The sequence below is a fragment of the Citrobacter sp. LUTT5 genome, assembly GCF_009905315.1.
Lineage (GTDB): Bacteria > Pseudomonadota > Gammaproteobacteria > Enterobacterales > Enterobacteriaceae > Citrobacter > Citrobacter freundii.
The window spans coordinates 1236557-1246835 of record NZ_CP047606.1; the positions used below are offsets into that span (position 1 = coordinate 1236557).

Below are 10279 nucleotides of genomic sequence, written 5' to 3' on the forward strand. Positions count from 1 at the left end.
CTGGTGGCGGATATCGCCACCATTTTTCACTGGTCGCCGTCCATCACTGACGTTATGCCGCTGACTGAGGTGCTGGAGTGGCGGCACAAAGCGATTCAGAGAAGCGGGGCCAGCGATGAGTGACAATAGCCTGCGTCTGCAGGTGATTCTGAATGCGGTTGACAAGCTCACCCGCCCATTTCGATCCGCGCAGGCCAGCTCAAAAGAGCTGGCTGCTGCTGTCAAAAAATCCCGCGATGCAATAAAGCAGCTTGATCAGGCCGGGAGCAGTCTGGACAGCTTCCGAAAGCTACAGGCAGAAAATCAGAAACTGGGCGACCGGCTGAACTATGCCCGCCAGCGTGCAAATTTACTCAGTCATGAGCTGGGTGCGATGGGGCCGCCTTCTCAACGGCAGGTTGTTGCTTTGGGCCGTCAACAGCTGGCTGTTCAGCGTCTGGAAGAACGGCAGAAAAAGCTGCAGCAGCAGACTGCACTTGTGCGTGCAGAGCTTTATCGTGCCGGTATTTCAGCCAGTGATGGTGCCAGCGCGACGGCCCGCATTACCCGTGAAACAATGCGTTATAACAGGCAGCTTTCTGAACAGGAAGCAAGGTTACGACGTGTCGGGGAGCAACAGCGAAAAATGCACGCCGCCCGTGCGGCATACTCCAGGAGTCTTGAGGTAAGGGATCGCATTGCAGGAGCCGGGGCCACCACCACGGCAGCGGGGCTGGCAATGGGCGCGCCGGTTATGGCTGCAGTTAAGAGCTATGCCAGTATGGAAGATGCCATGAAAGGCGTGGCAAAGCAGGTAAACGGGCTTCGTGACGATAACGGCAACCGTACAAAACAGTTTTATGACATGCAGGATGCCATTAAGGCTGCCAGTGAGCAGCTGCCGATGGAGAATGGTGCTATAGACTATGCCGCGCTGGTTGAAGGCGGCGCGCGCATGGGCGTGACCAGCCAGGACGATCCTTACGAAGACCAGAAACGTGACCTGCTGGCCTTTGCATCCACGGCGGCAAAAGCAGCAACGGCCTTTGAGTTGCCCGCCGATGAGCTGGCGGAAGGGCTGGGGAAAATCGCGCAGCTCTATAAAGTGCCGACGCGTAATATTGAACAACTGGGCGATGCGCTGAACTACCTGGACGATAACGCCATGTCAAAGGGGGGGGACATTATTAACGTCCTGCAGCGTATGGGGGGCGTGGCTGACCGCCTTGACTTCCGAAAGGCTGCTGCGCTGGGTTCAACATTCCTTTCTCTTGGGGCTGCCCCGGAAATTGCCGCCAGTGCCTCTAATGCCATGGTGCGTGAACTGTCCATTGCCACCATGCAAAGTAAACGCTTTTTTGAAGGTATGAACCTGCTGAAACTCAATCCTGCGGAGATTGAAAAGCAGATGACCACCGATGCCATGGGCACCATTCAGCGGGTTCTGGAGAAGGTCAACAATCTGCCGCAGGATAAACGCCTGTCAGCCATGACAATGATTTTTGGTAAAGAGTTTGGTGATGATGCGGCAAAGCTGGCTAACAACCTGCCGGAGCTGCAGCGTCAGCTGAAACTCACATCAGGCAGTGGTGCTAATGGCTCCATGCAGAAAGAATCCGACATTAACAAGGATTCATTGTCTGCGCAGTGGTTGCTGGTTAAGACTGGCGCGCAGAACGCTTTCAGCAGTCTGGGGGAAACGTTGCGTCAGCCGCTGATGGATATTATGGGCATGGTTAAGGGCGTGACCGGGACGCTGCGTCGCTGGGTGGAGCAGAACCCCGTGCTGGCTGGCACGCTGATGAAAGTGGCGGCGGCTACGGCGGCTGTCACTGTCGGGCTGGGTACACTTGCCGTGGCAGTGGCTGCTGTGCTGGGGCCGATTGCGGTGATTCGGTTTGGCCTGTCTGTGCTGGGTGTAAAAACATTACCTTCCGTTGCTGCAGCGGTAACACGTACTGGCGGTGCCCTGTCATGGCTGGCAGGTGCGCCGCTTGCCGTGTTCCGTGCCGGTATGTCAGGCATCCGTAATGTTATCGGTATGGTGATGAACCCGCTAGCGGCGTTGCGGGGTGGGCTGACAGCTGCCGGTGGCGTGTTGCGTTTTCTTGTTTCTGGTCCGCTGGCATTACTTCGCGGCGCGCTGTTTGGCATTTCTGGCTTGCTGGGCGCGCTGCTCAGTCCGATATGGCTGGTTGTGGCTGCGCTGGCTGGTGTGGCGCTGGTTGTGTGGAAATACTGGCAGCCAATCAGTGCATTTCTGGGGGGCGTGGTGGAAGGGTTCAAAGCCGCTGCTGCGCCCATCAGCGCCGCCTTTGAGCCGCTCAGGCCCATGTTCCAGTGGATTGGTGACAGGGTGCAGGCCTTGTGGGGCTGGTTCAGTGATTTACTTACGCCGGTTAAATCCACTTCCGAAGAACTGAACAGCGCAGCAGCAATGGGGCGCCGGTTTGGTGAGGCGCTGGCGGAAGGTCTGAATAGGGTGATGCACCCGCTGGAGTCTCTTAAATCCGGTGTGTCATGGCTGCTGGAAAAGCTCGGTATTGTCAGTAAGGAGGCGGCAAAGGCGAAACTGCCTGCGCAGGTCACGCAGCAGCAATCCGCCACAGTGAACAGTGACGGCAAAGTGGTGCTGCCGCCAGGCGGGTTCCCGGCTTACGCAGGGATGTACGACACGGGCGGGATCATTCCACGCGGGCAGTTTGGCATTGTTGGAGAAAATGGCCCTGAAATTGTGAACGGACCGGCAAATGTCACCAGCAGGCGGCGTACTGCTGCGCTGGCCTCTGTCGTTGCAGGCGTGATGGGGGTTGCTGCGACACCTGCAGAAGCGGCTCCGCTTCATCCGTTCAGCCTGCCTGCGAGGGCATACCAGACGCAGCCAGTGAAGGCTGACAGCCCGCCGTCAGTTATTCGTTATGAGATAAATGCGCCCATTCATATCGTCGCGCAGCCGGGACAGAGTGCGCAGGATATTGCCCGTGAAGTGGCACGGCAGCTTGACGAGCGGGAACGCAGGGCCAGGGCAAAAGCGCGCAGCAATTTCAGCGATCAGGGGGGGTATGAATCATGATGATGGTACTGGGTTTATATGTATTTATGTTGCGCACAGTCCCTTATCAGGAACTGCAGTATCAGCGCAGCTGGCGACATGCAGCCAACAGCCGGGTGAACCGCCGCCCGTCAACGCAGTTTCTTGGCCCGGATAATGATTCACTGACACTGTCCGGGGTTCTGCTGCCGGAAGTGACCGGAGGCAGGCTGTCATTGCTGGCGCTGGAGTTGATGGCAGAGCAGGGCAAAGCCTGGCCTTTGATTGAAGGCAGCGGAACCATTTACGGCATGTTTGTTATTGAAAGTCTGAGCCAGACAAAGACGGAGTTTTTTGCCAGTGGAATGCCCAGGCGCATTGAGTTTACGATCACCCTCAAACGGGTTGATGAGTCGCTGTCTGACATGTTCGGGAGCCTGAGTGACCAGCTCAGCAACCTGCAGGACTCTGCTGCCTCTGCGATTGGGGGGATTAAGAACACGGTGGGAGGATTGCTGCAGTGAAAGTTAATTCTGATCTTCTGAATCTGAACAGCAAAAGCCCGGCTTTCAGTATCGTCATTGAAGGTAAGGACGTGACGACCGTGCTGGATACCCGCCTGATGAGTCTGACGCTGACGGATAACCGGGGCTTTGAAGCGGACCAGCTTGATCTGGAGCTGGACGACGCAGACGGGCTGATCGCCCTGCCGCGACGTGGGGCAGTGATTCAGCTGGCGCTGGGCTGGAAAGGCCAGCCGCTTTTCCCTAAAGGGGCTTTTACTGTGGATGAAATTGAACACAGCGGTGCCCCTGACCGGCTGACCATCCGGGCGCGTAGCGCAGATTTCCGTGAAACCCTCAATACACGGCGCGAAAAATCATGGCATCAGACAACGGTGGGGGAGGTGGTAAAGGAAATCGCCGCCCGGCATAACCTCAAAGTGGCGCTGGGTAAAGACCTGACGGATAAGGCGCTGGATCATCTGGACCAGACCAATGAAAGCGATGCAAGTTTTCTGATGAAGCTGGCGAGACAGTATGGGGCGATTGCTTCCGTTAAGGACGGGAACCTGCTGTTTATCCGGCAGGGACAGGGAAGAACGGCAAGCGGCAAGCCGCTGCCGGTTATCACCATCACGCGCAAAGCCGGTGACGGTCATCGGTTCACCCTTGCTGATCGTGGTGCCTACACCGGTGTTATTGCCAGCTGGTTGCATACGCGTGAACCCAGGAAAAAAGAGACAACCAGTGTTAAGCGTCGTCGAAAGAAAACCACCACACCCAAAGAGCCGGAAGCAAAACAGGGCGATTATCTGGTGGGAACGGATGAAAACGTGCTGGTTCTTAATCGTACCTACGCCAACCGGAACAATGCAGAGCGAGCAGCAAAAATGCAGTGGGAACGTCTGCAGCGTGGGGTTGCTTCATTTTCTCTGCAGCTCGCTGAGGGGCGGGCTGATCTCTATACGGAAATGCCGGTGAAGGTGACGGGGTTTAAGCAGCCGATTGATGATGCAGAATGGACCATTACCACCCTGACGCATTCTGTCAGCCCGGATAATGGATTTACGACCAGCATGGAGCTTGAAGTAAAGATTGATGATCTTGAAATTGAATAATCGGTTCTCAATATTGAATAATAATGTATCATTATTGCGACTACGGCAAGAGTGGTGGGATAACAGCGATGATGAACTGTCCAGAGTGCGGTCATGCAGCACATACCAGAAGCAGCTTTCAGGTATCAGCTACGACAAAAGAACGTTACAACCAGTGCCAAAATATAAATTGTGGCTGTACGTTCGTTACTCATGAAACGTTTGTACGGCACATTATAAAACCGAATCTAATTTCTTCTGCGCCGCCACATCCTGGAAAAGGTGGTCAAGGCCACATGAGTTTCTGAACAGAACCCGCTTTAATGGCGGGTTTTTTGTTGCCGCCAGTCCGACACTCTGTCGCCATTTTGCCGCCACTACCAAAGAAAAAGGGGCTACATTTTCACGTAACCCCTTGTTTTATTTGGTGGAGCTGGCGGGAGTTGAACCCGCGTCCGAAATTCCTACATCCTCGGTACTACATGCTTAGTCAGTCTTTACATTCGCCTGGCACCTGCGGACAGACACGCCACTACCAGACTAGCCTGATTAGATTTAACGCTTCAACCCCAGGCAGGGCATCCACGCGATCTCTTTTGGGTTTGACCTCTCTTTGATCCCCGTCTTAAGAGCGGAAGCTAGGGAGAGAGGGCTCAGAGCAGGTTATTAAGCTGCTAAAGCGTAGTTTTCGTCGTTTGCGACTATTTTTTTGCGGCTTTTTACGAGGCCAACCGCCCCTCGGCATGCACCTTGGGTTTCGCGAATCCCGTCGAATCCAGAATCAGCCCCAATGTGTTAGATCAAGTATAACAGACTTGTGACACGCGTGACCAGCCCCCGCAACCCCTAATCCTCAAGGATTTAGCGCTCACGCAGCGCTTCTTTTGCACGATTAAACGGTTTGATTAAATAGTCGACGATGGTTTTTTCACCTGTTTTTATATCCACTGTGGCAATCATGCCCGGTACGATGGAGAAATGGCGTCCCAGTTTGTTCTGTAAGAAGTCCTGATGGGTGCGGATAAACACGCGGTAATAGAAGATTTCCGGTTTCACTTTATCCTGAATGGTGTCCGGTGAGATGGTTTCGACTACGCCTTCCAGGCCGCCGTAAATGGCGTAGTCATAGGCGGTTATCTTCACCAGCGCCCGCTGGCCGGGATGGATGAACGCGATATCACGCGGCGACAGGCGGGTTTCGATCAGCAGATGATCGTCCAGCGGTACAATCTCCATCATCTCGCCATTAGGCGGAATAACGCCGCCAATGGTGGTGACCTGGATATTTTTCACAATACCGCGCATCGGCGCGCGTACGGTCAGGCGGGTGACGGAATCCTCGCGTCCTTTTAAAATAGCCGCCAACATATCTACTTCGGCGTTAGCTTTTGACAGCGCTTCCCGCGCCTGCACGAAATATTGTGAGCGCAGGTCGGTGATTTTTAATCCCAGATCGCTTTTTTGGCGTTGCAGGCGCAGCACTTCTACGTGGCTGGCGGCACCGCTTTTCTCCAGTCGCTGAGTAATGGCCAATTCTTTATTTACCGAGACCAGCGCATCCTGCAGTTCCGCCATTGAATCCGCAAGCTGTGCGCGGCGGCTTTTATACAGGCGAGTTTCGGAGGCGATGAGATCCGGCCAGGCGCGCAGTGAATCGGGAAAGACCAGCGGCAGATCGTTAACTTCGGCATTGAGCCTTGCGCTGGAGGCCAGTGAGGCGCGATAACGGGCGGCGCTCTCCCCAACGTTGGACTCTGAACGGGTAGGGTCGAGGCGAGCAACAATTTGATTAGCCTGGACTTTGTCTCCCTCGCGGACCGTCAGTTCGGCGAGAATACCGCCATCCAGTGATTGCAAGACTTGTTCACGCGAGCTGGGGATCACTTTCCCGCTGCCGGTTGAGACTTCATCCAGCTTGCCGAAATATGCCCAGATACCCAGGACGGCAAACAACAGCGTGCTGAGCAGAATAATGCGGCTGGCCCCGGAAAAACGGTGCTCGCGGCGAATATCGAGGTCGTCCATGGCGGCATCATGCGGATTGGTTTTCATTTTTCCACTCCCGACCGTGAGTTGGGGCAGGTGCCCGGCTCGCATTCAACGCCTGCGCTTTCGGGGCATCCATGACCAGTTGACCTTCTTTCAACACCACCACGCGCTCGACCAGTTCCAGAACCGGTACGCGATGGGTGGCGACAATCAATGTGCGGTTACCCAACCACTGGTTGAGGCGCTGAATAAATTCCCGCTCGGTATGTTCATCCAGCGAGGCGCTGGGTTCATCGAGCAGCACGATATTGGGCGATCGCAGCAGCATTCTAGCCAGCAGGATCGACTGCCGTTGTCCACCGGACAAACCGTTGCCGCCTTCCATAATGGGATGCGCCAGCCCTTTGGCGAGCTGTTTAACGAAAGCAGCTGCGCCGCTTACCTCCAGCGCTTCGAAGATCTGTGCGTCGCTGGCGTGCGGTGCGCCGAGGGTCAGGTTCTCGCGTAGGGTGCCGAAAAACAGTCGCGCATTCTGGCTGAGAAATCCGATGTTGCGGCGTAAATCGGCCATATCGATTTGCGCCAGACTCAGGTTATCGAGCCGGACATCGCCCTGGATAATCTCCACGCCGCCGGCCATGGCCTGTAGCAGCGTTGATTTCCCGGCGCCGTTACGCCCGAGGATCGCCACCCGTTCGCCGGGCATGACCTCCAGGCGCGAGATCCGCAGTGGAACGCGCTGATCGTCACTGTGGTAGCGAAAGTGTGCGTTCTCAAACTGATAATGGCCGTGAAAAATCTCCTGATGCACCCGGTCTTCGTCGTACTGCGTTTCGGTGGGAAGCTGCATGATGCTGTCTAATCCCATCTTCGCCGCCTTAACCTGTTGCCAGCGGGCCAGCACGCCGCACAGATTAGCCATCGGGGCAATCATTCTGGAACCGAGCATTGAAGCCGCCACCACGGCGCCGGTGGTCATCGTGCCTTCAATGACCATCGGCGCACCGAACATAATGATGGCGGCGTAAACCAGGCTTTGCACTGACATGCCCCAGCCAATCAGCCCTTGAGTCAGCTTACGCGTGCGTAGCCCTGACTCTCCGGTAATACGGATATAGCTGTTCCACTGCTGTAAAAAGCGGTTTTCCGCCTGCATCAGCTTGATGTCTTCCAGCCCCTGAACGCTTTCGACCAGCACTGCGTTGCGCAGGGTGGATTCATGGGCAGCCTGGTTGGCAAGCACAGCCAGCTTCTTCTGTAACAGCAAGCCAGGCAGGATCATCAGCAGGGCCGCGACGGGTGCAATCCACGCCAGCGGCGGGGCGATAAATGCCAGCACCACGATAAACAGAAGGAAAAACGGCAGATCGACAATGGTCGACATGGTCGAAGAGGTGATCATCTCGCGAACTTGTTCCAGCTCGCGCAGTTGAGAAATAAAGCTCCCCGTCGAGCGGGGGACGGCGCTGTTGCGCAGCCGCAATGCGTGGCTAAACACGCGATCGGAAATGCGCATATCGGCGCGTTTGCCGAGCAGGTCCATTATGTGGGTACGCGCTTCGCGCAGCAAAAAGCCAAACAGCACCGCCACCAGAACACCGGTAGAGAGAACATACAGCGTTGGATAAGACTGGGCGGGGATCACCCGGTCATAGACCTGCATGGAAAAGATAATCCCGGCGAGCGACAGGACGTTAATCAGAAAGGCGGCAATCATGACCGGCAGGTAAGGGCGGATGTCCTTTAACACCAGTTCGCGCATCCAGTCGGGCTTGAAGCGCGAAATATAGCGGTCTACCCGACTGTCCTTCAGCGCCGACAGCGGGCGCAGCGCGGTAATGCTCACGATCTCCGGCAGAAGTTCTGCAATCGTTAACCTGTTACGCTGGCCCTCTTCGGCGATGATGAAAACATCTAACGTATCTTCGCCGTTGAAATGTTCTATTACCATCAGTTGGCCGTCGCGCAGTTCCGCCACCACTGGCAGGCGCCATTGACCGAACGCCTGCGCGGCGGTATTCAGCGCATGAAATGACAGTCCCGCCTGACGCGCCAGTTGCGACAGGGCCGTGGCCCGGCTTTTTCCCGCAAACCATGGGGCGTTGGCCTGGATTGCGCCAGGAGAACAGGCCACGCGATAGTGATTGGCAATATGCGTCATCGCCTGCGCCCACTGGCTCAGGGCGTGTTCGCCAATTACATCATCCGCATGTGAACCGAGGTCGCTCATAGCTTGATCTCCACCGATTGAATGCTGCGATTATTTAAGGCGAACGCCTGGCGAAGCGAGCCGGTGTTATAGAGACAGTTCAACTGGAGCTGGCGCAGCTGGTTTTGAGTCTGGAGTTCAGCAAAACGGGCCTGATACACCTCTTGCTCGGCGTTAAGCACATCGAGCAGCGGGCGCGAGCCAAGGTCCAGATATTGCTGTTGATAAAGCTCGCGCGTTTGTTCGCTCAGCCGCTGTTGGCGACGTAGAATTTGCAGGGCGGTGGCTAGGCTCATCGCCTGGCTGCGGGACTCCAGTAATTTCTGCCGTACTTCGAGTCGGGTGCGCTGGATGGAGTATTGTGCAGATTCTACCGCATGGCTGGCGGCGTTGCGTCTGGCGGTGAGTCCGCCTCCCTGATACAGCGGCATCTCAACTTTTACCCATGCAGAATACTGGGTTTTGTCGAGTACCTCATGGCTGGGGTATTTGTCGTTGAGATAGTGCTGAACCGACGGTTCCAGAGAGATGGTGGGCGTCATCTGCGCGTTGGCGTAGTCGAGATTTGCCTGCGCCACATTCGCCTGCGCCCAGGCCGCCAGGACCGCGGGAACCAGTTTATCGTCCGGTTTGACCACATCACAACTGCTGTCCAGTTTGACCGGGAATTCATTGCTGATGCCGTTAAGCGAGTTCCAGCCGAGGAAGCTCATCAGCGTTGCCTTGCTGCTGTCGAGATTGGCCTGATACTGCGCCAACTGAGAACGTGCAGACTCGATACGCGCATCGGTTTGCACCACGTCTGACAGCGAGGTTGCCCCTTCATCATTGCGTTGACGGGTCAGTCGACCAATGCCGTTTAAGGCGGTGAGCTGCTCTTCGGCGGCGTCCACCATTTGCTGCCACGTCTGCACCTGGACTATCGCGTTGGCGGTGGTGTGGGCGATGGTATCAATACTGAGTAACACATTCGCCTGCTGTTGCGCGGCTCCGGCGGTCTCGGCGCGGACCTGGCTTGCCACTTTGCCGAAGTCGTACAGCATTTGCGATACCGAAATCACCAGCGCCGGGCTAAAGCCGTGGTCGGTGTAGGTATTGCTGTAACCGTTGTTCATTCCGGCAGAAACCTGCGGGTAATATTTTGACTTCGCCACGTCGATTTGCTCGTTTTGTGAGAGCAGTTTGCCGATGGATTCACGAATAGAAGGATGCCAGCTCACGGCACGACTCACCGCGTCGTTGAGCGTCAGGCTACCGGGAGCGGCGGCACTTAGCGGCAGATCGGCAACCGCGCCGTCCAGCGAGGGAAGCATCTGGCTAGTGGCCAGTCCTTCCGGCGTAATAATTTGCGGTTCATCTTCGGCATTCACCCGCAGGGTACAGAACGTTAATGCCAGCAGTAGGGCAACAGGCGCGACATTTCTCATAGATTATCCCTTACAAAATACGGCAGCGACGACTGTTATTGCCC

Annotated in this window: 8 protein-coding genes and 1 other RNA gene; 5 read left to right on the plus strand and 4 right to left on the minus strand. The window is 56.0% G+C overall.

What is annotated here, in order from left to right; genetic code table 11:
* Positions 1-3: 3 nt before the first annotated feature.
* From GUC46_RS05885 to GUC46_RS05905, 5 genes are all read left to right on the plus strand, one after another.
* Positions 4-123, plus strand: coding sequence for a GpE family phage tail protein (locus GUC46_RS05885; protein ID WP_001397628.1), 120 nt, complete (start codon positions 4-6; stop codon positions 121-123).
* Entirely contained in the window at positions 116-3052 is a 2937-nt protein-coding gene (locus GUC46_RS05890; protein WP_121540357.1) for a phage tail tape measure protein, read from the plus strand. Before GUC46_RS05885 ends, GUC46_RS05890 begins: the two co-directional genes overlap by 8 nt.
* Entirely contained in the window at positions 3049-3534 is a 486-nt protein-coding gene (locus tag GUC46_RS05895; protein WP_000980407.1) for a phage tail protein, read from the plus strand. Before GUC46_RS05890 ends, GUC46_RS05895 begins: the two co-directional genes overlap by 4 nt.
* The gene (locus GUC46_RS05900) at positions 3531-4631 is read left to right on the plus strand and encodes a phage late control D family protein (RefSeq protein ID WP_121540356.1); all 1101 of its coding nucleotides are present in this window, start codon (positions 3531-3533) and stop codon (positions 4629-4631) included. Before GUC46_RS05895 ends, GUC46_RS05900 begins: the two co-directional genes overlap by 4 nt.
* 68 nt (positions 4632-4699) lie before the next feature.
* Positions 4700-4918 carry an ogr/Delta-like zinc finger family protein gene (locus GUC46_RS05905; RefSeq protein ID WP_000980498.1) on the plus strand — a complete coding sequence of 73 codons (219 nt, stop codon included), beginning with the start codon at positions 4700-4702 and terminating at the stop codon, positions 4916-4918.
* 117 nt (positions 4919-5035) lie between these two features.
* Here the strand turns inward: GUC46_RS05905 and ssrA are convergent.
* The 4 genes from ssrA to GUC46_RS05925 form a co-directional block, all read right to left on the minus strand.
* Positions 5036-5399, minus strand: a transfer-messenger RNA (tmRNA) gene (gene ssrA / locus GUC46_RS05910).
* A 72-nt stretch (positions 5400-5471) separates the two neighbouring features.
* Complete coding sequence (locus GUC46_RS05915) at positions 5472-6635, minus strand: HlyD family efflux transporter periplasmic adaptor subunit (RefSeq protein ID WP_085951585.1); 1164 nt, start codon at positions 6633-6635, stop codon at positions 5472-5474.
* A gap of 7 nt (positions 6636-6642) precedes the next feature.
* The gene (locus tag GUC46_RS05920) at positions 6643-8829 is read right to left on the minus strand and encodes a type I secretion system permease/ATPase (RefSeq protein WP_160179911.1); all 2187 of its coding nucleotides are present in this window, start codon (positions 8827-8829) and stop codon (positions 6643-6645) included.
* Entirely contained in the window at positions 8826-10235 is a 1410-nt protein-coding gene (locus tag GUC46_RS05925) for a TolC family outer membrane protein (RefSeq protein WP_160179913.1), read from the minus strand. Before GUC46_RS05925 ends, GUC46_RS05920 begins: the two co-directional genes overlap by 4 nt.
* Positions 10236-10279: the final 44 nt, after the last annotated feature.

What these genes read in the sequence shown, in the direction of transcription:
- GUC46_RS05890 (WP_121540357.1), top strand. Translation starts at nt 116, where the DNA reads ATGAGTGACAATAGCCTGCGTCTGCAGGTGATTCTGAATGCGGTTGAC.
- GUC46_RS05895 (WP_000980407.1), top strand. Translation starts at nt 3,049, where the DNA reads ATGATGATGGTACTGGGTTTATATGTATTTATGTTGCGCACAGTCCCT.
- GUC46_RS05905 (WP_000980498.1), top strand. Translation starts at nt 4,700, where the DNA reads ATGATGAACTGTCCAGAGTGCGGTCATGCAGCACATACCAGAAGCAGC.
- GUC46_RS05915 (WP_085951585.1), bottom strand. Translation starts at nt 6,635, where the DNA reads ATGGACGACCTCGATATTCGCCGCGAGCACCGTTTTTCCGGGGCCAGC.
- GUC46_RS05920 (WP_160179911.1), bottom strand. Translation starts at nt 8,829, where the DNA reads ATGAGCGACCTCGGTTCACATGCGGATGATGTAATTGGCGAACACGCC.
- GUC46_RS05925 (WP_160179913.1), bottom strand. Translation starts at nt 10,235, where the DNA reads ATGAGAAATGTCGCGCCTGTTGCCCTACTGCTGGCATTAACGTTCTGT.